Origin of the sequence: Vibrio sp. MM46 (assembly GCF_027587135.1) — a bacterium.
In the GTDB taxonomy this organism is placed as follows: Bacteria; Pseudomonadota; Gammaproteobacteria; order Enterobacterales; family Vibrionaceae; genus Vibrio; species Vibrio harveyi.
The window spans coordinates 1-26285 of sequence record NZ_JAPPTO010000014.1; the positions used below are offsets into that span (position 1 = coordinate 1).

Here is a 26285-nt window from a genome sequence, read left to right on the forward strand (position 1 = left end):
AATTGAATTTTAATTCGAGCTAATATTTTTTGCCATTATCTTAAAAATGAGAAATGTTCATCAAAGAGAATATATTTCATAAGAAAATAATAGGTATTAATGGAATGGTGTTCTTTAGGTGAATTTCAGCCTCTTATACGTAGGAATATACGAACTAAAGCCGTTAATAACGTTGCATAGTCATTTTATATTTATCTTTGAGCAGCCATGTTGGTTTGATGTTGGTGGAGCAGGTAGATCATCGCTGGCTGAGCTAACAGCACGGCAGTATCCAATTTCAATAAACACTTTCGATATGCTTTTCGACCGATTTTGACAGAGCCGGTCCGAGCTGGGCTGTCATACGCGACTTTTTTGGCACCAAGGTCCACTAGATAATCACTGAATTTGTTATCGAAGGCATAGTAGTAAATCTCAGTAATATTGGATTTGCTCGCGATGTAATCCACAAACGTTGGGTGCAGTTTCATGAAGACTTGTTCACTCATGGCATAACGACTCAAACAACACATGGCGAATTGATACTGCTCCGAATAAGACCGCACGAGCTCAAATGGCAGTGTTTGGTTAGGATTGGTAAAGTGTTCGTCGAGGTCCTTTGTTTTAAATAAGAAGGAAATTGAATGTCCTTTTACCTTGTTGGACTCACTATCTCTATACACCTTGGCTATCAATTTGTTTTCTTCATCTAATGCTAAGAAATCAAGGTCCAGCATTCCTGGGTAGTGAGCATCGGCATTTAGGAAGAAGTTATGCAACCGTGGGAGGTGAGTGTCGATGTCATGAGCAAAGAGTGCCTCTTCGATAATAGGCGCTTCTTCTTGGGGTTTTAATTCTTCATATCCAGAAGAAAGTAATAGTGCTTTTTGTGAGTAGTAACGTTCATAAATGATATCGTCCAAAAACGTTTCGTTCTCCGGCGAAGGCAAAGAGAGCAAAAAAGGTCTGAGATCTAAGGTAAGCTCACGTAGCACTTTAATTGCTTTGACGGTCTTAGGAGCCGTTGCATTCCTTTCCCAGCGACTAATAGTGACTGAATCCACAGATGAAAACTCTGGATTTGCCAAGTTTAATTTTGTCGCAAGCTCCCTTTGCGTTAATCCAAGTTGATATCTCAATTGCTTTAGATAATCACCGAACATTAACTACCTCACCAAGTTTGTTCTGTTTGGGGTATTGATTGTTGGGTCATTATAGGGAGAGACAGACAAAGCTCAAGCATCAGCGCTTTCTAATGAAGGCGCTGGTTTTTCAGTCAGCCTTAACATTTATTTGTGACGCGAAATCGGCGCGTGAAGTAATAGATCTTCTGAATCGTTTTCTCTTATATTCTCGTTATACTGATTTGCTCAATTAGCCAGTTAATAAAAAGCTCAAGCTTTCGAGAATGTTTTTCGTTAGCCGTAACGACATAATATTTCTGTTTGCATTGCAGAGTTTGGTTTCTAAAAGGGGTGATCAGTTCGCCGGATTTAAGTCGTTTTTCCACCAGCGATAATCGACCGATAGCAACCCCCGCATTGTGCATAGCAGCACTGACGGCTAAATCGGATCGGTCGAATGAAATGCTTGGAATAGCGTCAATGTCTGTTATGCCATTTTGCTTTGCCCACAGTGTCCATTCATCGTGATGGGAGTTGTAATCCCATGCTTGGTTGTCGTGAAGTAGGGTGGCGTTTACCAAATTCGCTGGCTTTTCAAATAGGTTAAATTGTTCTGCATATGTTTGAGTGCAGACCGGGATTATCTCTTCGCTCATCAATTCTTTCGACCACAACTTTTCTGGCATTTGCTCATCGAAATAGATCGCGGCATCGATGCCATAACCTTGGAAATTGACGTTCTCATTACCAGTAAGAATATTCAGCTCGATGGAAGGGTGCTTTTGCTTAAATAGGTACAACCTAGGCACAAGCCAACATTGTGCAAAAGAAGGGCGGGAGTAAATCGTCAGCTCTCCGGAGACTTCGCCATTTCTGACTTCCATGACCTCTTGGTTTAACTCGTTGAGCGTTCTGTTCAAGGCGAGATAAATACGTTCCCCTTCTTCAGTGAGCGTGATTTTTCGGTGAGAGCGGGTAAACAAGGCAATGCCAAGTTCTTCTTCGAGCTTGTTGATACGGTGAGAGATGGCGCTGGGCGTCATGGAGAGTTCTTCTGCTGCAAGAGAAAATGAACTGTGTCGTGCTGCCACTTCAAAAGTATGAAGCTTGGAAAGTTGAAAACTATTGATGCGTTGGTTCTTGGCGAAAATATTGTCTCTGGTATACATGTGCGTTATTGAGTCGAACTTGATAGAACACATAATAACGGCGTTGTTATAGTTGGATTCACCTATTGGTCGAAAAATTCACTAAACGTCGTATAAATCACGCTTTTGTTTAAGTTTACTTCATCTAAAGGTGAGTTTTGATCGTTTGTCAGGGCTATGGATTCCTCGTTTAATTGCAGTCAATTAAAACAACAACATAGGTCTGAACATGGAATCCAACCTTTGGGTCATTACTACCCTCATAACGAGTATCTTAATGATCGTTTTTGCGATCGTTAAGTTTAAACTCCATCCTTTTTTAGCGCTGTTACTCGCCAGTTTTTACGTTGGTGGGATGATGGGCATGCAACCTTTAGAGATGGTCAGTGCTATCGAAAGTGGCATTGGCGGCACTCTTGGTTTTCTTGCTGTCGTGATTGGTTTAGGCACCATACTTGGCAAGATGATGGAAGTGTCTGGGGCGGCTGAGCGAATTGGGCTTACCTTACAAAAGATTCGCTGGCTATCACCTGAAGTCATTATGGTGTTAATCGGCCTTGTTTGCGGAATTACCCTATTCGTAGAAGTTGGCGTAGTGCTGTTAATTCCACTGGCTTTTTCGATTGCGAAAAAAACCAATACCTCACTTTTAAATCTCGCCATTCCGCTTTGTACCGCCTTGATGGCAGTGCACTGTATTGTTCCTCCACACCCCGCCGCATTGTTTGTGACCAATGAGCTTGGTGCTGATATCGGTTCTGTGATTTTCTATGGCTTACTCATAGGTTTGGTTGCGTCTTTAGTTGGCGGTCCGCTGTTCTTGAAGATGATGGGTGCTCGTCTACCTTTCAAAACCGTACCTGAAGAGTTCACCTCATTAGAAGTGAAAGATGAATCACAATTACCATCTTTGGGGGCGACGCTATTCACCGTGATGTTACCTATTGCGCTGATGCTGTTAAAAACGGCGGCAGAACTCAATATGGAACATGGCAGTGCGCTGTACACCACTTTGGAGTTTATCGGTAACCCAATTACAGCAATGTTTATCGCCGCTTTTGTTGCTTATTACATGTTAGGTATTAAGCAGAACATAGGCATGAGTGTACTGCTTGAGAAAACGGAAGGTGCATTTTCTTCGATTGCCAACATCTTGCTGATTATTGGCGCTGGTGGTGCATTCAACGGCGTATTAAAGGGCAGTGGTTTGGCGGATGTATTGGCACAGTTACTTTCTAATCTCGATATGCATCCGATCCTTCTTGCATGGCTTGTCGCGATTATTCTGCATGCGGCAGTGGGCTCTGCCACCGTTGCCATGATGGGCGCGACGGCAATTGTGGCTCCATTACTCCCACTTTATCCGAACGTAAGTCCAGAAATCATTACTCTGGCTATAGGCTCTGGCGCAATTGGTTGTACGATAGTGACCGATTCGCTCTTTTGGTTGGTGAAGCAATATTGCGGAGCCACGATGACAGAAATCTTCAAGTACTACACGACAGCGACATTCATTGCCTCTTTTGTTGCATTAGCAGGCACATTCCTTCTGTCGTACATGATCTAATAAAGGTAAACAATAATGACTACGCATAACGTAAACGCACTAGTAGCAGAATTCCCTTTGGTTGAGCGACTCATTGGGTTAGAAGAGGTGGTTTGGTTCAACCCAAATATCACCACACTTGAAGAAGGTCTGCCGTACGTTGGTTTAGGTGCAGCCAACATCAAAGACGCGAGTGAACGACTAAAACGCTTTGCTCCATACTTAATGAAAGCCTTCCCAGAAACGGTGGCTTCTAACGGAATTATTGAATCGAACGTTGTTGAAATCGACAAGATGAAGTCATGCTTGGAAGCGCAATACGGCACTCAAATTCTTGGACGTTTGATGCTTAAAAAAGACAGTCATTTGCCTATTTCTGGATCAATAAAGGCGCGTGGTGGCATCTATGAAGTGCTAACACATGCAGAGAAGTTGGCGATTGAAGCTGGGCTTCTAAGTGAAAGTGATGATTACAGCAAATTGTTCAGTGAAGAGTTTCGTCAGTTCTTTCAGCAGTACAGCATTGCCGTAGGTTCGACAGGGAATCTCGGTATGTCTATCGGCATCATGAGTGCAAAACTCGGCTTCTCGGTATCGGTTCATATGTCAGCGGATGCACGAGAGTGGAAGAAAAACAAGCTGCGTTCTCATGGCGTAAACGTGGTGGAGTACGAGCAAGATTACGGTGTTGCTGTAGAGCAGGGACGCAAAGAAGCGGAGAAAGATCCAACTTGCTTCTTTATTGATGATGAGAACTCTCAGACCTTGTTCTTAGGTTATTCCGTTGCAGGCGAACGCTTGAAGCAACAGTTTGATGATATGGGTATCATCGTTGACGCGGAGCACCCTCTGTTCGTTTACCTACCTTGTGGGGTGGGCGGTGGTCCTGGTGGTGTGGCGTTTGGCTTGAAGATGGCATTTGGTGACCACGTTCATTGTATCTTCGCGGAGCCGACACACTCTCCGTGTATGCTGCTTGGGGTGCATACTGGCTTACATGATGACATCGCGGTGCAAGATCTTGGTATCGACAACATTACTGCCGCTGATGGTCTAGCGGTAGGGCGTGCGTCTGGTTTTGTGGGACGAGCAATGGAAAGACTGCTTGATGGTTACTACACCATGACGGATGAGCGCATGTACCATCATCTGGGTGAGCTAAGTGAACAAGAAGACATTCGTTTAGAGCCTTCTGCGTTGGCGGGCATGATGGGGGCAGTTCACGTTTCACAAGACCAAGTTTACCAAGCTCGAATGCAATTTAGTGAAGATAAGATGAAGAACGCCATTCACCTAGTTTGGGCTACGGGTGGCGGCATGGTGCCAGAGGCTGAAATGTCGGCGTACCTTGCGAAATCTGGTCGATAATTGAGTTTACTCTTGCTTTGGGAACTGTGAGAGTAATACCAATCGTAGCAAATAACTGGTCATTCTAGCTGGTTATAACGCTTGATAACTTTGTTTACTTTTCGTTTCAAAGTAAGTTAATTGTAGAGTAACTACTTATCGAAAATTTTAGCCTTGTTCTCAAGCGTTTTTCCTGCGCTAACTTTGAACACTTGCTTACTGTGATTGGTATAAAAAAGGGCTCATCAATGGATGAGCCCTTTGCTTATGTTAATTCCAGACTACAGAGATTGTAATAGCTGGTGGTAACGACCTTTCTCAGCTAGTAGCGCTTGGTGGCTACCTTGTTCGATGATCTCGCCTTGCTCCATCAGACAGATGTTGTCCATACTCTCTAGCTCAATCAAACGGTGGGTGATAAATACCACGGTTTTGTTCGCAAAGTGCTCTTTGAACAGTGCCATTACCGTTTGCTCTGTGCGTTTGTCTAGACCTTCAGTTGGTTCATCAAGAAGCAGGATTGGGGCATCACGCAATAGAGCGCGCGCAATACCAATTCGACGCTTTTCACCACCAGACAGTTGACGTCCGCCATCACCTAACCAAGCGTTCAATCCTGGCTCTTCTAAGAGATTCGCCAAGTCCACTTTGGTCAGAATATCAGCTAGCTGCTCGTCCGTGGCTTCAGGGGCTGCAAGCAGCAGGTTGTCACGCAATGTGCCATTAAGAACATCAACGCGTTGGCTTACTACTGTGATTGCCGCGCGCAGATCAGATTCACTCCAATCTTGCAGAGGTGCGCCACCGATGCTCACTTGACCCTGGTTTACATCCCAGTAGCGACAAAGCAATTGAATAAGTGTTGATTTACCTGAACCAGTTTGACCAACAATCGCCGTTTTCGAGCCCAGTGGCAGTGATAGCGTTAGATCTTTCAGTACTTTTTGCTGACCATCAGGGTAGGTGAAATTTACCTTACTGAACTCAATATCTAACGGCTTATCTTCGCGTTTAGAACGTTCAGGGAAGATAACGTCTGGTTCAGCTAGCGTGATTTCGTTTAATCGACGTGCTGAAGTCAGTGTTTGACCTAGGTATTGGAAAGCCCCTGCGATTGGCATCAGAATTTCAAAGCTCGCCATTGTGGCAAATGCGAACAGCGCAATCCAAGGATCTGGCGCACGACCACCAACGCCATCCGCAGCAAACCACAGCATCGCAACGAGCGTTAAACCATTCGCTAGCATCAGCAGGCCAGACGCCATGCCCGTTAGGTTCGCGTTGACAAACTGGTTGGATAGCAGTTGTTTTTGCTTCTCAAGAATCACATTGCGGTAGCGCTCTTCTGCGCCGAATAAGCTTAGTTCGCTGTAACCTTGCAACCAGTCTAATGTTGCCACGCGTAGCTGTGCTTTATTTTGTGTCAGATGTTCGCCGTTATGCTTACCCAGTTTGTAGAACAGTACCGGCCACACTAACAGCATTACCGTTAGAATACCGCCAAGCAATAGGGCAAGATGCCAGTCAAAGAAAGCAAGCACTGCGGTTAGCGACAAGATGCCGAATACGCCAACAATCACAGGGCTGATAAGACGCAAATAAACATGATCCATTGCATCTACATCCGCCACTAGACGGTTTAGTAAGTCTGCATCACGCAAAGTCGAAACACGACCGGGGATCAACGGCGCAAGCTTCTTGAAGAAGAAGATACGTAGATCCGTTAGTAGCTTGAAGGTCGCATTGTGGCTAACCACTCGTTCACCCCAACGACCTGCCGTACGTGCCATTGCCGCACCACGAACACCTGCGCCAGGCAACATGTAGTTAAAGGTCTCGCGAGCTATGGTCAATCCTGCCACAGCAGCAGCCGAAATAAACCAGCCTGATAAGGTTAGCAGACCAATGGAAGCGGCCAGTGTTAGGAAAGCCAGTAGCATACCCAGCGACAAACCAAACCAGTGCTTTTTATACAGTTTTAGATAAGGGAGTAAATCACGCATCTAAGTTCCCCTTGTCTGATTCACGTTGAGCTAGGTTGGCAGCCAACATTTCTTTAAATAAACCATCTTGAGATGCCAGAGTTTCGTAATCACCACGTTGGACAATTTGACCTTCTTGCATCACCAAAATCTGAGACACATTTTGCAGTGGTGCCAATTGGTGAGTGATCATCAAGTTAGTGGTGGATTCGGTGTATTTACCGATGCCTTCCATCACAAGTTTCTCGCTCCGAGCATCCAAGCTGGCGGTTGGCTCATCGAGTAACCAAAAACGCCCGTTTTGTAGCATCGCACGCGCAAGTGCAAGACGCTGTGCCTGACCAACAGATAGACCACCGGAGCGGTCAGAAATTTGGTAATCCAAGCCATGCATTTCAACAAACTCTGCGGCGTGAGAGTCGTTGAGTACTGAATGGACTTGTTGGTCTTGAATATCTTGCTTGCCCAAGGTGACGTTGTCACGAATACTGCCATGTAAAAGCATCGGGTTTTGCCCAATCCAACTGATGGCTTTTCGCCATGTAGACAAGTCCAGCTCAGATAATTCACAACCGTTAACTTTCAGACTGCCCTTGTATGGCATAAAACCAAGGATGGTGTTCACTAAGCTGGTTTTACCTGCACCACTAGGACCAACTAATGCCGTGCTTTGGTTGGCGTCTAAAGAGAAGGTTAGGGGACCGACGAGTTGTTTGCCTTCTGGACTGAAGATAACAAGGTCACTGGCTTCGATGTGAATCGCTGCGTTTTGCTCAACGACTTTATTGCCGTCTTTCACTTGGTCAACGTCTAGCTCTAAGAACTCAACGATGCTTTCTGCTGCACCGACTGCTTGCTGCTTCGCATGATAGAAAGTGCCTAGATCGCGCAGTGGTTGATAGAATTCAGGCGCAAGGATCAGAATAAACAAACCGGCGAAGAGGGTTACGCCAGCGCCGTAATAGCCGAAGTTCAGTTCACCGATGTAGCTGAAACCGAAGTATACCGCAGTAATCGCAATTGAAATCGAAGTGAAGAACTCAAGCACGGCAGAAGATAGAAAGGCAATCTTCAAGACATCCATCGTACGTGTACGGAAGACTTCTGATGCCCCTTTTAATGTCTCGGTTTCTGACTTAGTACGATCGAACAAACGAATCGTTGTCATCGCTTGTAAGCGGTCGTAGAAATGCCCAGAAAGACGTTGTAGTGCTTTGAAGTTCTTGCGGTTTGCGTCAGCGGCTTTCATACCAACCAAGGCCATGAACATTGGGACCAATGGCGCAGTTACTAGGAAAATTAAACCCGCTGCCCAGTTAATAGGGAAGACCACCACCAGAATGATGAAAGGCACCAATACAGACAACGACATTTGTGGAAGGTAGCGAGAGAAGAAATCTTGCATATCTTCTACTTGCTCTAAAATCAGAGTTGCCCAACTGCCCGCTGGCTTGCCTTTGATGTAAGCAGGACCAAGTTGGTGGACTTTATCGAGAATCAGTTGACGAATATAAACGCGGATTTGTTCACCACAACGGTATCCCGCAATTTCGCGTCCCCAAGTACAGACCGCGCGACCAACAACGGTGACACCTAATCCGACGAAGTGCCAAACAAGTTCACTTTTGTCGACATGCTCAATGATTAACTGGTGGAGAATGGAGGCGAGCAGGGCTGCTTGAGCCAATAAAAACACGCTTGATAGTACGCCTAGGCCTATCGCAACCATCAGCCAGCGCTTGGCTAACTTACTTTGTTGCTTAAGCCACTTATTCAAGCTGCTTTGCTTTTTCTTATCCATCGTGAAGGCTTAATGATAATTGTTTTAATGAGGCGGTAGTATACAAAAGAAAACCCAGCGGGAATACCGCTGGGCTTTAAGGATATGACACAAATGTGAAAAGTTATTTGTCAGTAAGTGCGTCTAGGAAACGTTCTGCATCCAGTGCAGCCATACAACCAGTACCTGCAGAGGTAATAGCTTGACGGTAGTTATGATCCATCACATCACCCGCTGCGAACACACCTTTAATGCTGGTTTGTGTTGCGTTTCCTTCAAGACCAGATTGAACGATGATGTAACCATCTTTCATGTCTACCTGGCCTTCAAAGATCTGTGTATTTGGTTGGTGACCGATTGCGATGAATGCGCCCATTACTTCGAGATCTTCGGTCGCACCGCTGTTCACATCTTTGATACGAACGCCAGTAACGCCCATGTCGTCACCTAGCACTTCATCTAGAGTGCGATCAGTATGAAGAATGATGTTACCGCTTTCTACTTTATCCATCAGACGCTTCACGAGGATCTTTTCAGCGCGGAATGAGTCGCGACGGTGGATCAGGTGAACTTCAGAGGCAATGTTTGATAGGTAAAGCGCTTCTTCTACCGCTGTGTTACCACCACCCACTACCGCTACTTTTTGATTACGGTAGAAGAAACCATCACAGGTTGCACATGCCGATACACCGCGGCCTTTGAACGCTTCTTCAGATTCAAGACCTAGGTATTTTGCTGATGCGCCGGTAGAGATAATTAACGCATCACAAGTGTACTCACCAGAGTCACCTTTTAGACGGAATGGACGTTGAGACAATTCCACTTCGTTAATGTGATCGAACACGATTTCTGTTTCGAATCGTTCTGCGTGCTCTTTCATACGTTCCATCAAACCAGGACCAGTAAGACCTTCTGCATCACCAGGCCAGTTTTCTACTTCTGTTGTGGTCGTTAACTGACCACCTTGCTGCATTCCCGTCACAAGCACAGGGTTTAGATTGGCACGCGCTGCGTAGACTGCTGCGGTGTAACCTGCTGGACCAGAACCAAGAATTAATAGTTTACAGTGTTTTACGTCGCTCATTATGGCTCCATAGAGGGCTGAACATTTTCTCCGATTGTATGGAAATTCTTAGTGCTTTAAAAGCATAAACGAAAGGAGCCAACCGAATTATTGGTTATAGGTTAGAACTTGCTGATGTTTATCATCGAGTGTGCCATTCCAGAATAAAATGCTATTCATAGTGGAGAGTTCTAGTTTCAAATGTGGCGAATGCTCCGTTCTGAATGTTTAGACTGATATTTAACAAAATATTAGATATGTATGTTGTTTTTTCGTTTTTGTTGAAGCTATCAACGTCAAATTCTGGTAATTGCAGAATATTTGCGTATCCTAGAATGTAAATTAAATGTTAACTAAAACAAACTAGATGTGCCTCATTAAAGGAGCCAATGATGTTACATTCACGTGAGAACACCCTACATTTAACTCAGCTCAGCATGGCCGCGATTGAGCAACTTTCTCCTTCCTTTGAAGGACTACCTCGGACAGAACATGCCGATGGTCAGTATCGTTTACGCCGCTACTCCGTCGTGGGGTTTGAAAATGGTCAAGTGATTGATTTAAACAAGAACAGCTTTGTTCAGTCATCGGATATCAACCGCTTTCAAGGTGATGTCGTTCGTCAATTTGAGCCGATTGAGAAAGGTATTCTTTCAAGTGACGGCTTCCGTGAAATGTGCGCGTTGTTTGTTAATGCTAATCACCTACCAGAAGGTCAGGAAATCGAAATTCACCAGATTCGAATCACAGCGATTTATGATGAAACTCAAGTTGCTCCCGAAGGCGTGCACCAAGATGGCTTTGACCATATCGCGCTTGTCGGCGTGGGACGTCACAACATCATGGGCGGGGACATCATGCTTTACAGCAGCCACAATCAAGCGCCTTTCTTCCGTAAAGTGTTGGAGAATGGGGAAGTAGCAATGCTGGCAGACAGCAAACTGTGGCACAACGCCGTTCCAATTCGCTCAGTGATTAATGATCAAGAAGGTCACATGGATGTATTTGTACTGACAGCGACGGACAAACGAAATGAACTTCAATCTTAATCAAATTCGAGAGCAGTTTCCGGCATTGGCGCAATACCATAACGACCGTCCAGTAACGTTTTTTGATGGTCCTGGTGGTTCACAGGTACCGCAGTCGGTGTTAGACAGTATGGTGAGTTACCTTGGGCATTTTAACTCTAATCTCGGTGGGCACTATTTCTCGAGTCAAGCGACGGTTGACGTTATGCAATCCGCTCGTGAGTCTGCGCAAGCACTGCTCAATGCACCTTCATCCGGTAATATCGTTTTTGGTGCCAATATGACGTCACTGACTTTCCAATTAAGCCGTGCGATCAGTCGCGATTGGAAAGAGGGAGATGAAATCATTGTCTCGGCATTAGATCACTATTCCAATGTATCGAGCTGGCAGCAAGCCGCAGAAGACAAAGGCGTCATTGTTCACCAAGTGAGAATCAACGAACATGACTGTACGTTAGATCTAGAACATCTGCAAAGTCTGCTGAGCGAAAAAACTCGTTTAGTCGCTGTGACTTACGCATCGAATACCACCGGCTCAATTGTCGACATTCATCAAGTGGTAGAACTGGCGCATCGCATTGGTGCTCAGGTTTATGTGGATGCTGTTCATTATGCGCCGCACCACTTAGTCGATGTGCAAGCTATAGGGTGTGATTTCTTGGCGTGTTCAGCATATAAATTTTTTGGACCACATGTCGGTATTGCTTACATTGCTGATCAATGGTTGCACAGTATCAAACCGTATAAAGTGGAACCTGCAACGAATATCGGACCAGGACGCTTCGAAACAGGAACGCAGAGTTTTGAAGGTTTAGCAGGCGTGACTGCTGCTATCGAATACTTAGCGCAATTTGGTGATGAAGGTGTATCACTTCGTCAGCGTTTAGAGCAAAGCTACGCGTTATATAATCAGCATGAACAGCAATTAAGTGCGCATTTCTTACAGCGTCTGAGTGCGCTTGATGGGGTGAATCTGTTTGGTATTAACGATGAAAGTAGCCAACTGAGGACACCCACGTTTGCTCTTACGTTTGATAAATACGCTCCAGAGTTCATTGCTAAAACGTTGGGTGAGCACAATATCTGCGTTTGGAACGGGCACTTCTATGCACTCGGGTTGGTTCGCCAATTGGGGCTCGAAGAATCTGGTGGCGTGGTGCGAATTGGTTGTATGCACTACAACACCACAGCTGAGATCGATATGTTATTTGATGTGTTAGAGAGCATACTCGACGCGTAAGAATCGAAAACTCAAAGAACAAAAAGCTCGGGCACTTGGCTCGAGCTTTTTCGTTTCTCTAAATTCAATTAATCGAGGCTTATTCGCTCACTTCAATCTCATACGAAGTAAATTTACGTACGTTAATCACTCCAGTATCAAAGATTAGGTATTGACCTTTAATGCCTTGTAGCGTGCCAGTGACGACAGGGTTCTTATCAAAGTTGTGTGAGGTGATTTTTGTTGGATGTTGCTGAACTGGGTAGCTCAGGGAAGTGATGTTCTCACTTAATACTTCAATAGCATCATCACCGTATTGTTGCTTAATCTCAGCAATTTTATCTTCCACCAATGGCAGCAGCTCAGCGAAACGCTCTTGTAGCTCAATTGGTTCTCCATCACCTTTTAATAGAGTACGCCAATTCGTCTTATCGGCAATGTGTTTCGCTAACTCTACTTCAATCAGACCAGAGATATGGCGGGTTTTCACCTTGAAGATCGGTAGGCCTTGCGTCGCACCCTGATCGATCCAGCGGGTTGGGATTTGAGTATGACGTGTGATACCAACTTTCAAGCTTGACGTATTCGACAGGTAAACGAAGTGGTCTACCATGCAATTATCTTCAGCCCATTGAGGTTCACGGCAGGTGCCTTGCTCGTAGTGACAAGTTTCTGGCTTCATGATGCACATGTCGCAACTCGCTAACTTTTTCATACAAACAAAACAGTGACCTTGAGAATAGCTTTTCTTAGTTTTCTTGCCGCAAGAGCAGCAGTAAATATTGCCAGTGTGAGTCAAGGTAAGTGTTTGACCAAGAAACGGACTTAGATCCACTCCTTCATCACCGACAGGTAAACGGTAACTTACGGCACCGTCTAGAGAAGCACGCATCTTACTTAGCGTACCAGTAGCAATTATTGACATGACATTACTCATTATTGTGTTTTTGCACAGTATATACCGAACCGGGCTCGATAGGCAGGAAGAGGGAGCGAAGTTGCGGGATTTGAGTGTTCTTTGTTGGTTTTTTAATCGATGTACTCTATTAGGGTTTGAAGTGCTTCGCACAAGCACCTAAATGAAAATACACAGGCTACTTTGGAGCAAGATCATGTTGTATAACCATATGTAATGTATCAATAGTGAGAATTTGAGTTAAAAATCACTTTTTGGCTTGATAAATAACTTTATTTGAAAAGTGAAATAACATTCAGTACATTGGTCGATATAAACAGAATGATACTCAGTAACTAGGTTGGTCGTGATGAAATGGATACATAGATTAATTTTTGCATTATCGATAGGCACCATCAGTTTGGTGGCGTTATATAGCTTGCTTGGTGACACCCGCAAACTTGAAGTTGCACCAGACAAGTTCAATATCCATGTAACCAATGACGCTATTGCGGGCGGTCTGAGTGAGTCAGATATTACCTATCAAAACCACAGTTTGACTTTAAATTGTGATCTCAAAGAGAGTAAGTACGCATGGCCATACTGTGGAATTTCCGTGTACACCGATGTAAAAGAAGCAACCAAGGGGTTGGATCTTTCTAGTTACCACACGGTCCGTTTGAAGATCCGTTACGAGGCTGCAGGTGATGGGCAAAGCCCAAGCAAAAATCTACGTTTGTATTTAAGAAACTTTAACTCTGCCTACTCAATACCAACGGATGAATACACCATTAAATACAATGGTATGCAGTTTTCTCCTTCCGATTTCAGTGAGATTATTGAGATTCCAATTAAGAACCTTCAAGTTATGACATGGTGGTTGAATGACAATGATGTTGCTATTGAGCACTCTGCTCCGGAGTTTTCTAACATTACACGCATTGATTTAGCGACAGGTGCAGGTGCGGCGCTTGGTAAACATAAGATCGTGATCGACAAAATTGAGTTTGAAGGTGCGTATGTCCAGCAATCAACGCTGTTGTTTGTTTTATTGTTCTCCTGGATGGCATTAGGTTTGGCATTTTCACTGCACGAGATGCGAAAGAACAAAATGGCTTACAACAAAGCGAAAAAACGTCATCGTCATCTAGAGAAAGTTAACAACACGTTACGTGCGCAAAATTATGAATTCGCTGAACTGGCGCACCGTGATGCATTGACTGGAGCGATGAACCGTCATGCGGTACAAAGTTGGCTAGAACAGCAAGCTCGACAGGTTCGATGGGGGCACGACTCATTTTCCATTTTGTATATGGACTTAGATAAATTCAAACGTGTGAACGACAAGTACGGTCACCAGATGGGTGATGATATTCTGCGTGAGTTCGTCATGGTAATTTCAAGTTCGATTCAACCCGAAGATCGCCTGGTTCGATGGGGTGGGGAAGAGTTTGTGGTTTTTTGCCCTGACACCAATGTGGAACAAGCGGTGAAAAAAGCAGAAGTCATAAGACAGAATGTTGAAAGTCACTTGTGGGTTCATGGTGAACCTTTGACGTGCAGTATCGGTGTCGCTCAGATGCAAAATGAACGAGTCTCTGAGACGATGGCTCGTGCAGACGAAGTGCTCTACTTAGCTAAGCGCAATGGTCGCAATCGAATCGAAGTGAATTACGGCATGCAAATGAAGTCAGATGTGGCGTCTTAAATCCAGCCTTAGACAGAGAAATACAGAGAAGAAAAAAGGTGGCCGACCGACCACCAAAAGGGAAACTGCTGAACATGACTATGGGGTAGTAGCTAGGTATTCATATGATTACCGAGAACAGCAGCTGTAGTGCTAGACTTTGACGACAGAGAGCTGCGCATGATGTAGCTCTCTGCGTTTTTCCAGAACCTCGTTGTTACCAAAACAACCAAGCGAACAGCGTTAGTGCACCAATACATGCGATGTTCAGAACCATACCAATTCGCATCATTTCTGTCTGTTTAATATGACCCGTTGCAAAAACAATAGCATTTGGTGGTGTTGCTACTGGAAGCATGAAGGCACAAGACGCAGCAACAGCGATTAGCGCAGATAGAATCACTGGCGATAGACCAAGAGCCTCAGCAATGGTTGCAAATACAGGCACCAACAGTGCAGCACTCGCCGTGTTACTTGCAAACTCAGTTAAGAAAACGACGAATGCGACAACGGCTAAGATAGTCAGTAGCACGCCTGCTTGCTCTAGGAATCCAGCTAGACCATTTGCTAGGAATACGCTTGTTCCTGTCGCTTTAAGCACATTGCTCAGACAGATACCACCGCCGAACAAGATCAGTACGCCCCAATCGGTGGTTTTCTCAATATCTTTCCATTCCACTGCTCGTGACGCACCAAGCAAAAGAATTGCACCGATTGCCACTAAGGTATCGAATTTAGCAAAGCCACCTAGCATCGCGTTGATTGGTTTGCTGAAAATCCACAAAGTAACCGTCAATAGGAAGATTGCTAGCGTGATCATTTTGCCGTTTGTCCACTCAACAGGCTGGTGGTCAAGTTCGAACTTGTGGCTCAAATCAGGCTTAGTCATGGTGTAAAGGACCAAGATAGCGATAGGCATGAGAATCAATGAAATTGGTAAACCTAGTTCCATCCACTCTGTAAAACTCAAACCGACTTCTGCCGCTGCGATAGCGTTCGGTGGGCTACCAACTAGCGTTGCAATGCCACCAATAGAGGCGCTGTAAGCAATGCCCAGTAGAACGAACAAGTAGGTACTGTGACTTTTCTTCGCATCCAGTTTGCTCATTACACCTAGAACCAATGGCAACATCATGGCTGTGGTTGCGGTGTTTGAAATCCACATTGAAAGACCGGCACTAACACCAAACAACATAAACACAGCAACTGACATCTTACCGCGTGCGATGAGCAACACTTTATCGGCGATAGCTTGATCGAGCTTTTGTTTATGAAGGGCAGCGGCAAGAGCAAATCCACCCAAGAACAAGAAGATGATCGAGTTAGAGAAGTTGTTCAGTGCGGCTTGCGTATTAAAGACCCCTAAAAATACCGCGAGTAGCGGGATCAAAAGGGCCGTGATGCTCACATGGATTGCTTCCGTTAACCAAAGTACAGCTACGAAAATCAAAATACACAAGCCAGTTACGACTTGAGGATCAAAGGGTAGGGTGTTGAACAATATAGCGAACAGCAGGACATTAGACGTTAATATCATGCTGTTGCGAGTGAAGAACCAGTTCTTCAATGTCACAGCGAGTGCGGTCATGGTTGTGCTCCTTTTGCATTGCCTTAGTGTTGGTTTTTTATGGCAAAGTAACTGACTTGTAGTTATTTATTGATTAAATGTTACTGCGAATGCGAAAGGTAATTTTGTCTGAATCGACGGTCGAGCAAGAAAGTGTGAGGTTGGGAATTAGAAATGGGTAGAAAGCTACCCATTTACTTTTAATGAATTGTTATCGGTGTGTAATGCATGGCTGAGTGGTTGAAATAAACGACATCTCATAAGGTTTACTGCACAGGGATATTACGTTCGTTATCGATGGTTTCTGGTACCTCTTCCACGGCAACGATTGGCTCTTGAGGACCAAGAAAGCGCGGTTGAGTATGCATTACGTACAGATCTAAGAATGCTTTTACACGAGCCATAAGTTCACGAGTGCGCATGTTGAGTTTTTGCTTGCTTGCCGTTGGACCTGCTACTGCCAAACATTGTGCGTCGATATTGTATGCATCGGCAATGAAAAGAGCACGCTCACAGTGGAACCGCTGTGTGACAATTAGGAAGCGCTCAGAGGCAAAAATCTTCTTTGCTCGAACAATCGAATCCAAAGTACGAAATCCTGCGTAATCGAGATGGATGACCTCCTCCGGCACACCGGCTTTCAGTAAGTCTCGTTTCATCGTCCAAGGTTCATTGTAAGAGCGGTGAGCGTTATCCCCACTCAACAAAAATTGCTTCACTTTGCCTTGTTTGTACAACTCAATAGCAGCATTGATTCGGTGTGTGTAATAGGTGTTGAGCACCTTACCAATGTATTTACTGGTACCAAGAACAACGGCGACTTCATGCTCGGGTACTTGCTCGTAGTCGGTAAAAATTTGTTCTTGTGCTTGTAGCACAACCCAACGGTCTATGGCGATAACGGTGACGAGGAGACCGATTAAAGAGATCGACAAAACCAAAGCCAGACGCTTCCATGAGAATTTAAGCTTCCACTTTGACTTTATGCGGGAAAACAGCAAAACGTTCGATGTCCTAATTTCAATGTGTATCCCTCATCATATCTGATAGAAATGAAAAGAGAGAAGCCCATTTATGCCAAAATACGGTTAGGATGAGAAAAAAAAGCATAAAAAACAAAAGCCCCCGCAATGCGAGGGCTAATTATTATACAAAGCGTAGCAAAATTTAGAATGCTGTGCGTTTGTAACGGCGATAAACAGGCTGCCAGAACGCTTGGTCAATGGCGTCGTTTAACGCTTCATCGGTGATTTCTAGCGCAACGCCTTGCTCAATTGCTTTCTTCGCAACAGCGAATGCAATCTTCTTCGATACCAAATGAATTTCTTCTAGTGGTGGAAGTAGGGCACCGTTGCCGTTGATAGCTAATGGCGAACATGTTGCCAACGCTCGGCTTGATTCCATCAGCATTTCATCGGTTACACGCTTCGCATTCACCGCCAGAACACCAAGGCCAATACCTGGGAAAATGTAGCTGTTGTTACATTGTGCGATAGGGTAAGAACGACCTTCATGAACCACTGGCTCGAATGGGCTACCTGTTGCAACCAATGCTTCGCCGTTTGTCCAACGAATGATGTCGTTTGGCGTTGCTTCTACACGGCTAGTTGGGTTCGACAATGGGAACACGATCGGACGCTTACAGTGTTTGTGCATCTCTTTGATTACTTCTTCACTGAACAGACCCGGAGCACCCGATACACCGATCAGCACTGTTGGTTTCGCGTTGTGCATCACATCAAGAAGTGAGAAGCCATTTCCTTCATTTTCCCACTCTTTTGTGTTGTCGAACTTCTGAACCAAGCGTTGCTGGAAATCAAGAAGGTTAGGCATACCCTCTTGCAATAGACCCCAACGGTCAACCATGTAAACTTGTGAACGCGCTTTCTTATCAGAAATCCCTTCCGACACCATTTGTGCGATGATCGCTTCGGCGATACCACAACCTGCTGAACCTGCACCCAAGAAAGTAATACGTTGATCTGAAAGCTTAGTGCCTGCCGCTTTACATGCTGCTAGTAGAGAGCCTACCGTTACCGCCGCTGTACCTTGAATGTCATCGTTGAAACAACAGATGCGATCTTTGTAGCGCTCTAGAAGCGGCATTGCGTTTTTCTGTGCAAAGTCTTCGAACTGGATTAGCGCATCTGGCCAACGACGTTGTACTGCTTGGATAAACTCTTCAACAAACGCATCGTAATCTGGACCCGTGATACGAGGATGACGCCAGCCCATGTACATTGGGTCTGCTAGACGTTGCGGGTTGTTAGTACCTACATCCAGTACGATTGGTAGCGTGTACGCAGGGCTGATACCACCACACGCCGTGTATAAAGAAAGTTTACCGATTGGAATGCCCATGCCGCCGATACCTTGGTCACCCAAGCCCAAGATTCGTTCGCCATCAGTCACTACGATAACTTTAACGTTGTGGTTGGCTGCGTTGTTTAGCAGATCATCGATACGATCGCGGTTCGGGTATGAGATAAATAGACCACGACCACGACGGTAGATATTTGAGAAGTTCTCACACGCTGCACCAACAGTTGGTGTGTAGATGATAGGCATCATCTCTGAAATGTGGTTTTGAACTAGTCGGTAGTATAGCGTTTCGTTTGTATCTTGGATGTTGCGCAGGTAAATGTGCTTATCCATGTCGCTTTCAAAGCTTTTGTACTGTTGGTACGCACGCTCTACCTGTTCTTGGATCGTTTCAGTTGTCTCTGGTAGAAGACCTTCCAAGTTAAATGAACTACGTTCTTCTGCAGAGAACGCACTGCCCTTGTTCAATAGAGGAGTCGCTAAAAGAGCCGGACCCGCATATGGGATATAGAGTGGGCGCTTGTCGTTGTTCATTGGGTGCCTTAAATGTAGGGTTGAAGGATGCGTGCAAAATTCTAACGGGTTCACTATTTAGTTGTAAACATTCGTTGATGTACATCAACGTAATGTCGCAAAAAAATTCAGTTCCCGACGAAAATATCGTCACTGGAAAGAAAACATAACCATGAAATCGATTCCTAAAGCAGGAATTTCTCACTCAGGTATAATGCCCCGCAATCCATTATCACGTTCTTATTTGTTATGCCTCAATTGCCTATCGATAGCTTACAAGCTGAATTTGACCAACTCGTGAATCACCACCATTTGGTGGTAGAAGCCGAAACGGGCTCTGGTAAATCTACGCGTTTACCGCTTTGGTCTGCTAATCATGGTCGAGTATTGGTCATTGAGCCGCGTCGAATCGCATGTACGTCATTGGCAGAGTTTCTTGCTGATCAATCTGGTCAACCGTTAGGGAAGCAGATTGGTTACGCGATTAAGCTTCACGCTCACTATGATGAAAACACCAAAGTCGTGTTTGTGACGCCTGGTGTTGCACTACGTTGGTTCGCAGAAGACAAGCTTGCTAGCTTCGATATCGTGATGGTGGACGAATTTCATGAGCGTCGCTGGGACATTGATCTCCTTACGGCGATTTTAAAGCAAGAAAAGCAACACCGCTTGATCGTGACGTCAGCAACCTTAGAAGGTGAAAAACTGGCGAACTATTTGGATGCCAAACGGCTGCGATCGGAAGGTCGTTGTTTTCCTGTTACCGTTACCCATCGTTCACTGGATAGCCGTTACTTGCCGAACAAAAAAGGTTGCGAGAATGATGTCGTTCGAACAGTGAAGGAGGCGCTGGAAGACGAAGAGGGCGATATTCTCGTTTTCTTACCGGGTCGCAAAGAAATTACTCAATGCGCACAAATGCTGCAAAACATCAATGACGTAATGATTGTGAAGCTGCATGCTTCGGTGAGTGATGAAGAGCGACACCATGCGTTAACGGTACAAAATCAACGCAAAGTGGTTTTAGCGACCAACGTGGCGGAAACCTCGCTGACCATTCCCAATATCCGCGTGGTGATCGACAGTGGTTTGGAACGCAGAACGGTGCAACGAAACGGACGCACAGCTCTGACATTAACTCATATCTCCAAAGCCAGTGCCGCTCAGCGAATGGGGCGTGCTGGTCGTGTTGCAGAAGGGGCGTGTATTCGTCTGTTTGGTGAACATGCGCCATTAGAATTGGTTACCCCACCCGAATTACATCGTGAAGAACTTGTGGAGCCTATGCTTGCGGCTGCTTGTTGCGGCTATAGACTTTCCGAACTTCAATTTCTTGATGCGTTACCTGAAAAATCGCTGCTCTCCGCGAGCCAAACCTTGCGAGGTATGGAAGCGATAGACCAACAAGGTGATGTCACCGAGCATGGTAAAAAAGTTTACCCCTTACCTATTGACGCATTGTTTGCTGATTTAGTCACTCGTATGCAAACCAAATCAGAAAAAGAAGCGATGATCGACTTAGCTGCCGCACTCTCTGTTCCAGCTCAGTTGCATCAATTGCAAGGCGGTGAGTCTGCCGAAGCCCTAGCGCAAGAAGAACCATTTGGTTGTGATGCATCGCTGATGATTCGCTTGGTGAGAGGAGAGCAACTTCCCGGCGTTAATGTTGATGTGAGCGTACTTGAAGAAGCACAAGGCTTGGCGAAACAGATGCGAGAAGTGTTTGAATTGCCAGAACTTGACGTAGCATCGAGATACAAACGTGATGAACTGACCAAAGCAATCGCCAAGTTGCATCCTGAGCTGGTCTTCGTTCGTCGAGAACGACGCCGTGACGCTTTGGGCAATGGCTTGATGGAAATGGTGGTCGGTCGCAATAGCCGCTTCCCTGATAAAAGTGAGGCAGCATTGGTACTCGATAGCCATAGTGTCCCCGGAAGAGGCGTAAAGCAGACGCTTAACCTTGCATCTGTGATGTTACCTGTTTCCTTGGCGCTGCTACGTGAATTAGAACTTGGCGAATGGCAGCAAGGCGAAACCAATTATGAAGAAGAAGTCCCGCGCGCGACCATGCATTTGATCTATGCAGGGCGAACCATTTGTACTGAATACCAAGCACTTCAAGGAGAAGTGGCGGTTCAGTCTATTGTTGAGATGATTGATGAACAAGCGCTATTGCCGGGATTTGCGCCACTAAGAAAGCAACAAATTCAGCATTGGAAGATCTATAACGCTCTCGGGTTAAACCAAACTCCTGTTGATAAAAGCATGCTTGATGATTTGTCTTTTTCTACTTGGCTGGTCGAACAGCTGGAAACGCTTGGTGTCGAAAGTGTAGAGGACATCGAACTGTTTGACGCGGATGATATCCCTTTCGAAGGTATTCCAGATTGGGAATATCAAGATTTTGCAGAACAGTTTCCACTTAAGCTGGTGTTAGCTGAACTAAAACTCGACGTAGAGTACTTTGTGTCACGTAAATTGGTTCATGTCATCTACACAGAAGGTAACCGGAAAGGTGACCCAAAACGCTGGGAGCTACCACGATGGTCAGGCTGGAAAGTGCAATATAAGAAAGCCAGCCGAGTGCTCGATGTAAAATAACCTAAACCGGAACGGTAAAGGTGGAATCGAACTAAGCGACACCTCGTACTTTAATGACATCTTAGGTCTGTAATGACATCTTAGGTCTGTATGTGCAGGGGTATCACGACTACGGAGAAACCTCGATAGATTATGACTAATCACAAACGCAAGTAGGACTCGATATTCGTCTTTTGAACGTAATAGTCGTCATCCACTGGTATGCCTTGGCACACCGTAGTTTTAGTTCGTCGTTTAAAATATTAATCAATTGAATGCTTATATATGGCGAAGCTGTACTCCATTTGTTACAAAGCTGGTTTTAATATTTCCTTTTGAGGTTAAATTAGGGCATAAAAGACCATTGTTTTATATCCTATTGCTATATCAAAGTAATTGAACGATATTTTGTATATCTCATTTCAGAGTGTCGAGGCATAGGATGGAGCAACAAGGAAAGACATGCATTGAATTCGACTACACAAGCTTCCTAGGGGCAACGGGAAGTAAGAAGTGGACCTTCTTGGAGGCATTCGCCACCATCGCTCCCATTTTTGGCTTGATGTGGAAACAGAACATCGCGGAGTTGAGCTTACCAGAGGATCGCCTTTGGGATGCTGCCTTAAAATCGATGTCTTCACGTCAGAGTGATGAATCCAATCTAGTGATGTTGGTGAAGCTAGCAAAACATGAAGGGATCCATGAATTACGTGTAGTTATGCCTTATTCGTTAGACTCAAAGCAGATTGAGTACATTGAATCTCGAAGCAAACTAAAAGTAGAAACTGCCGAGCAAGATGTGCTGAATTTGAGGCTCTAACACCCAAGGAACGATCCCCAAACACAAAAGCGACCTGTCAAAAGGTCGCTTTTTTTGTTTTACCTATCAGATTTATAAATACCTTCATGATTTGTTGGAAGTGTGATGAATATAGAGTATTTACACTTAAATTAACAAAAATGTAACATCAAGAAATGCAATTGTCATAACTACCTTCTAACTTAATGTTTTTTAGAGTAATTAGCCAAAGAAGCATAATGCGTCTATTGACTGGTTAAATCGTGCAGGAACGAGCGCGTTAATAAAACACAATAACAAAGGAAGTTACTATGTCATTGTCTCGTCGAGATTTCATAAAAGCCGTCTCTTCAGGAGCCGTTGCAACAACACTTACCGCCTGTGGTAGCGATGATAGCGATGCGACTCCCACCGGATCATTCGAATACGGTGTGGCCAGCGGCGACCCGACCCAAACTCAAGTGATTATCTGGACTCGAGTGACCACCGCCGCCAGTTACGTGGAGGTAACATGGCAGGTCTCAAGATCAGAAGATTTTTCAACCATTGAGCAAAGCGGTACTTTCGCCACGGACACCAGTCGAGACTTTACGGTTAAGGTGGATGTGCAAAACCTCAACCCGAGTACTCAGTATTACTACCGCTTCATGGTAGGCGAGACCACTAGCATCGTTGGGATGACACAAACTCTACCTGAAGGCAGCGTAGATAAAGCATCCATGGCTGTCGTGTCTTGCGCAAATTATCCCGCGGGTTATTTCAACGTTTATAAAGAGATTCTCAAACAGCATCAAACAGAGTCGTTCGATGTAGTTTTGCACCTTGGTGATTACATCTACGAATATGGCGCTGGTGGTTATGCCAGTGAAGATGCAGCTAGGTTGGGGCGTGAGCCAAGTAAAGGTACCGAATGCATTACTTTAGATGACTATCGAAAGCGCTATGCTCAATACCGTCAAGATCAAGATCTCCAAGCTTTGCATGCTGCATTGCCAATGATTGCGGTTTGGGATGACCATGAGCTTGCAAATGACGCATGGAAAAATGGTGCAGAAAACCATCAAGATAATGAAGGCAGTTTTGTCGACAGACGCGCCGCCGCTGCCGCAGCATGGACTGAGTGGTTGCCTGTTCGCGAGAATACCTTTTCGAATATGTTGATTTATCGTCAGTTCTCGTTTGGTGATTTGATCAACCTAATGATGCTCGATACTCGCTTAGTTGGGCGAGATCAGCCGTTGGACTACTTTTCGCTTAATGCACCGACAATGGATTCGATTGGTGGACTCGTAGCGCAATCACGCAGTGCTGATAGGGAGCTACTTGGTACTGAACAACTGGCTTGGTTAATGAATGCGTTTAATAGCCAAGACGCCAAATGGAATGTTCTTGGGCAGCAAGTTCTTATGTCGCGTATGGAGCTTCCGAGCTCGGTTATGTTAGCAATGTTTCAGTTATTCAATGCCACAGATGAGCAGAAAATGGATGCTCTTCTCGCGGTGAACAGTGCGATTTCAAATTACCTCGCTGATCCAAGCTCAGATACGATTAAGCTGCCATATAACCTCGATGCTTGGGATGGGTACTATGTTGAGCGAGAGCGAGTGTATGAGATTGCAAAAGCGAGTGAAGGTCATTTTGTTTGCTTAGCTGGTGATACGCACAATGCATGGACCAGTGAGTTAAAGGATGTATCTAATAACCCTGTTGGTGTCGAGTTTGCGACAAGTTCGGTTAGCTCTCCGGGTTTAGAAGAATACTTAGCGTTAGAGCCCGTTGCCATCGCACAAATGGAGTACACATTGCCGCATTTGGTTTCTGAGTTGCAATGGACAGACATTAAACAGCGTGGCTTTATGCGTGTAACCTTTACACCGGAAAAAGCGCAATCTACTTGGTACATGCTCTCTAGTGTTAAAGATAAAAACTACCAAGTGACTACAAAGGTGGCATCAACAACAGATGGAATCACGCTCGCTCTTGAATAGGGTTTCAACTCATTCTCCTTGAACGAATTCCTTAAACGTTAACCTTAAGCCAGCAAGGTCGTTGCTGGCTTGATTACATATGACGTCCTCACTCCCAATGAACAATCACTTTCCTCGAATGTGTCGCAAATTCCAAATGCTGGGTGCAATGAGACGTAAAGGTGCGTTAGGTTGCATCTAGCTTAAAGTTTAAACTTTTTGGATGAGACTCAAGGATGAAGACATTGAAAAATAGCGTCTGGTTAGGGTGTGTCGGTTGGTTTTACAGTTTATTGGTAGGAGCAAGTCCGCTTGAAAATCACAGTAACGAGCAGTTGTTGACGAACTTTGCTCTTGCTTCGTGCATCGCCACGTTTTATCCAAAAACAGAAGTGGCAAAAGACGCGAAAGTGGCAATGCAGGGGTACGTAGAGTTTTCAGATCTATCGATAGAAGTGTTTGCAGGTATTCATGAACTCATTGACCGTAAAGCGGTAGAACAGTATCAAGCGAAAAGAGGAGGGACGGTAGAGCTCGCTTATTGCATCGACTTCTCACACTCAGAACAAGTCCAGCGACTCACGACTTCTGATTAAATCTCGGAAAGAAAAACGGCCCTTAGGGGAGTAGGGCCGTCACAGAACAAAAAGCAAATTAACGCTCAGGAGTCGTTAACAGTCTAATCGCGCTGTCTACTGCATTGTCTATTCCTTCACGGCTTTCCAGTTTCCCTGAACTCGCTGGACCAAGAGCGCATGCATACAATGCAAGTTGCTTATCAAATGGCAGATCGAGTTGCTCATACAAGTTTTGGCGGATCTTTGCGTGGTGTTCAGGTTCTTGGTTAGCAAGGTTGACAAGCGTGTCATAAATAAGCGTTTTCATATAATTCCTTTTTTATTGCACGGGGTGCATATGGAGTGTATTCGATTACAAGCTGAATTTCAGACGCACCAATCACAGAAAAGCTGCCCAATGAAAATTTTCGAAGCGAAGTAACTATTTATCAGTAGTTATGTATGAGCCGAGATTAAATGTTTATTTAAATCAGCGTGATAGGGGAGGTATGATTCTTATAGATGATATTTAAGTTGGGAACTTCAAGGACTTCAAAGCGTACTTTTATTTTCACTTTAACAAGTTCGATTTTAAAGGATTAAAAAGGGAGCTGACATGGAAAAACACTGCGTTGTATTACGCCTGATTAAAAGCGCCACTATCAAATGGCGCTCCTCTTCATTCACTTTAAAAGTGCCTGTTACTTAAGCGGCTGCCTTTGTAAACGAGCTCGGTTTATTCTTCTCAATCACACTGATTGAAATTGCTAGGAACAAAATATCTTTCACTAGGAAAAAGTTCGCGATTAGAACACCGTCGGAAACTTTCCATGTGTTTGGTGTCGTAACTAAGAAGCTCAGTGTAGCAAGAAAGATGACACTAGCCGCAATACCAGACCAGTAGGCAACGGTTGGTTTTTTCAAACCGATGATCAATCCAAGTGCGACAATGATTTCTGTCAGACCAATGATATTAGAAACTGCTTGAACTGAGATGATGCTGTACAGCCAAGACATTGCTGGGTGATTAAGCACCAAAGGTTCAATTAGCTTGGCTTCTGTAGGGGTGAACTTATAAATACCTAGCCAGATAAGAACCAAGGCAACGCCAAATACGCCTAGGTAGTAGCCAAATTGAGTCGGTTTTTGGGTAACAGATGATGCATGCATAATAACTTC

20 protein-coding genes are annotated in these 26285 nt (G+C 44.9%); 9 read left to right on the forward strand and 11 right to left on the reverse strand.

Annotated features, from left to right (window positions below):
* Positions 1-191: 191 nt before the first annotated feature.
* Both OH459_RS16245 and dsdC read right to left on the reverse strand, forming a co-directional pair.
* On the reverse strand, positions 192-1142 hold the full coding sequence (locus OH459_RS16245; protein ID WP_009698116.1) for a helix-turn-helix domain-containing protein: 951 nt from the start codon (positions 1140-1142) through the stop codon (positions 192-194).
* Between the two features lie 182 nt (positions 1143-1324).
* Entirely contained in the window at positions 1325-2272 is a 948-nt protein-coding gene (gene dsdC, locus OH459_RS16250) for a DNA-binding transcriptional regulator DsdC (protein ID WP_005444507.1), read from the reverse strand.
* A gap of 208 nt (positions 2273-2480) precedes the next feature.
* Here dsdC and dsdX point away from each other — a divergent pair, with 208 nt between their 5' ends.
* Together dsdX and OH459_RS16260 are read left to right on the forward strand one after the other, a co-directional pair.
* Positions 2481-3818, forward strand: a complete 1338-nt coding sequence (dsdX, locus tag OH459_RS16255) for a D-serine transporter DsdX (protein ID WP_269987676.1) — start codon at positions 2481-2483, stop codon at positions 3816-3818.
* A gap of 15 nt (positions 3819-3833) precedes the next feature.
* Positions 3834-5165, forward strand: a complete 1332-nt coding sequence (locus tag OH459_RS16260; protein ID WP_005444504.1) for a D-serine ammonia-lyase — start codon at positions 3834-3836, stop codon at positions 5163-5165.
* Positions 5166-5425: 260 nt separating this feature from the next.
* On the opposite strand, the gene cydC is transcribed toward OH459_RS16260, so the two are convergent.
* The 3 genes from cydC to trxB all read right to left on the reverse strand — a co-directional run bounded on the left by cydC (position 5426) and on the right by trxB (position 9990).
* Positions 5426-7147 (reverse strand): heme ABC transporter ATP-binding protein/permease CydC, encoded by a 1722-nt coding sequence (gene cydC, locus OH459_RS16265; RefSeq protein ID WP_050933454.1) that lies wholly within the window; start codon positions 7145-7147, stop codon positions 5426-5428.
* Positions 7140-8927, reverse strand: coding sequence for a heme ABC transporter permease/ATP-binding protein CydD (gene cydD, locus OH459_RS16270; protein ID WP_269987677.1), 1788 nt, complete (start codon positions 8925-8927; stop codon positions 7140-7142). Before cydD ends, cydC begins: the two co-directional genes overlap by 8 nt.
* Before the next feature lie 103 nt (positions 8928-9030).
* Positions 9031-9990, reverse strand: a complete 960-nt coding sequence (gene trxB / locus OH459_RS16275) for a thioredoxin-disulfide reductase (protein WP_005444498.1) — start codon at positions 9988-9990, stop codon at positions 9031-9033.
* A 368-nt stretch (positions 9991-10358) separates the two neighbouring features.
* Between trxB and OH459_RS16280 the strand changes: the two genes are divergently transcribed.
* Positions 10359-11018: a 2OG-Fe dioxygenase family protein gene (locus tag OH459_RS16280; protein ID WP_005444497.1), complete on the forward strand. Its 660-nt coding sequence runs from the start codon at positions 10359-10361 to the stop codon at positions 11016-11018.
* Positions 11002-12237, forward strand: coding sequence for a cysteine desulfurase-like protein (locus OH459_RS16285; RefSeq protein ID WP_269987678.1), 1236 nt, complete (start codon positions 11002-11004; stop codon positions 12235-12237). The genes OH459_RS16280 and OH459_RS16285 overlap by 17 nt, the downstream gene beginning before the upstream one ends.
* 79 nt (positions 12238-12316) lie before the next feature.
* On the opposite strand, the gene OH459_RS16290 is transcribed toward OH459_RS16285, so the two are convergent.
* Positions 12317-13141: a DUF2797 domain-containing protein gene (locus tag OH459_RS16290; protein ID WP_269987679.1), complete on the reverse strand. Its 825-nt coding sequence runs from the start codon at positions 13139-13141 to the stop codon at positions 12317-12319.
* Positions 13142-13481: 340 nt separating this feature from the next.
* On the opposite strand from OH459_RS16290, the gene OH459_RS16295 reads away from it, so the two are divergent.
* A complete protein-coding gene (locus OH459_RS16295; protein ID WP_269987680.1) occupies positions 13482-14819 on the forward strand; it encodes a GGDEF domain-containing protein in 1338 nt (445 codons plus the stop codon).
* 196 nt (positions 14820-15015) lie between these two features.
* Here OH459_RS16295 and OH459_RS16300 read toward each other — a convergent pair whose 3' ends face one another.
* From OH459_RS16300 to OH459_RS16310, 3 genes are all read right to left on the reverse strand, one after another.
* Positions 15016-16386 carry an SLC13 family permease gene (locus tag OH459_RS16300; RefSeq protein ID WP_269987681.1) on the reverse strand — a complete coding sequence of 457 codons (1371 nt, stop codon included), beginning with the start codon at positions 16384-16386 and terminating at the stop codon, positions 15016-15018.
* 245 nt (positions 16387-16631) lie between these two features.
* The gene (locus OH459_RS16305) at positions 16632-17366 is read right to left on the reverse strand and encodes a SanA/YdcF family protein (protein WP_009700901.1); all 735 of its coding nucleotides are present in this window, start codon (positions 17364-17366) and stop codon (positions 16632-16634) included.
* Between the two features lie 166 nt (positions 17367-17532).
* Positions 17533-19221 carry an NAD-dependent malic enzyme gene (locus tag OH459_RS16310; protein ID WP_005444490.1) on the reverse strand — a complete coding sequence of 563 codons (1689 nt, stop codon included), beginning with the start codon at positions 19219-19221 and terminating at the stop codon, positions 17533-17535.
* A gap of 228 nt (positions 19222-19449) precedes the next feature.
* Here OH459_RS16310 and OH459_RS16315 point away from each other — a divergent pair, with 228 nt between their 5' ends.
* From OH459_RS16315 to OH459_RS16330, 4 genes are all read left to right on the forward strand, one after another.
* Positions 19450-21804 carry a helicase-related protein gene (locus tag OH459_RS16315; RefSeq protein WP_269987682.1) on the forward strand — a complete coding sequence of 785 codons (2355 nt, stop codon included), beginning with the start codon at positions 19450-19452 and terminating at the stop codon, positions 21802-21804.
* Between the two features lie 421 nt (positions 21805-22225).
* The gene (locus OH459_RS16320) at positions 22226-22603 is read left to right on the forward strand and encodes a hypothetical protein (protein WP_005444488.1); all 378 of its coding nucleotides are present in this window, start codon (positions 22226-22228) and stop codon (positions 22601-22603) included.
* 290 nt (positions 22604-22893) lie between these two features.
* A complete protein-coding gene (locus OH459_RS16325) occupies positions 22894-24570 on the forward strand; it encodes an alkaline phosphatase D family protein (protein WP_269987683.1) in 1677 nt (558 codons plus the stop codon).
* A 215-nt stretch (positions 24571-24785) separates the two neighbouring features.
* A complete protein-coding gene (locus OH459_RS16330) occupies positions 24786-25145 on the forward strand; it encodes a T6SS amidase immunity protein Tai4 family protein (RefSeq protein ID WP_009701546.1) in 360 nt (119 codons plus the stop codon).
* A 58-nt stretch (positions 25146-25203) separates the two neighbouring features.
* Here the strand turns inward: OH459_RS16330 and OH459_RS16335 are convergent, their stop codons facing one another.
* A complete protein-coding gene (locus OH459_RS16335; RefSeq protein WP_009698104.1) occupies positions 25204-25434 on the reverse strand; it encodes a PAS factor family protein in 231 nt (76 codons plus the stop codon).
* Between the two features lie 377 nt (positions 25435-25811).
* Positions 25812-26276: a DUF417 family protein gene (locus tag OH459_RS16340; RefSeq protein ID WP_005444484.1), complete on the reverse strand. Its 465-nt coding sequence runs from the start codon at positions 26274-26276 to the stop codon at positions 25812-25814.
* Positions 26277-26285: the final 9 nt, after the last annotated feature.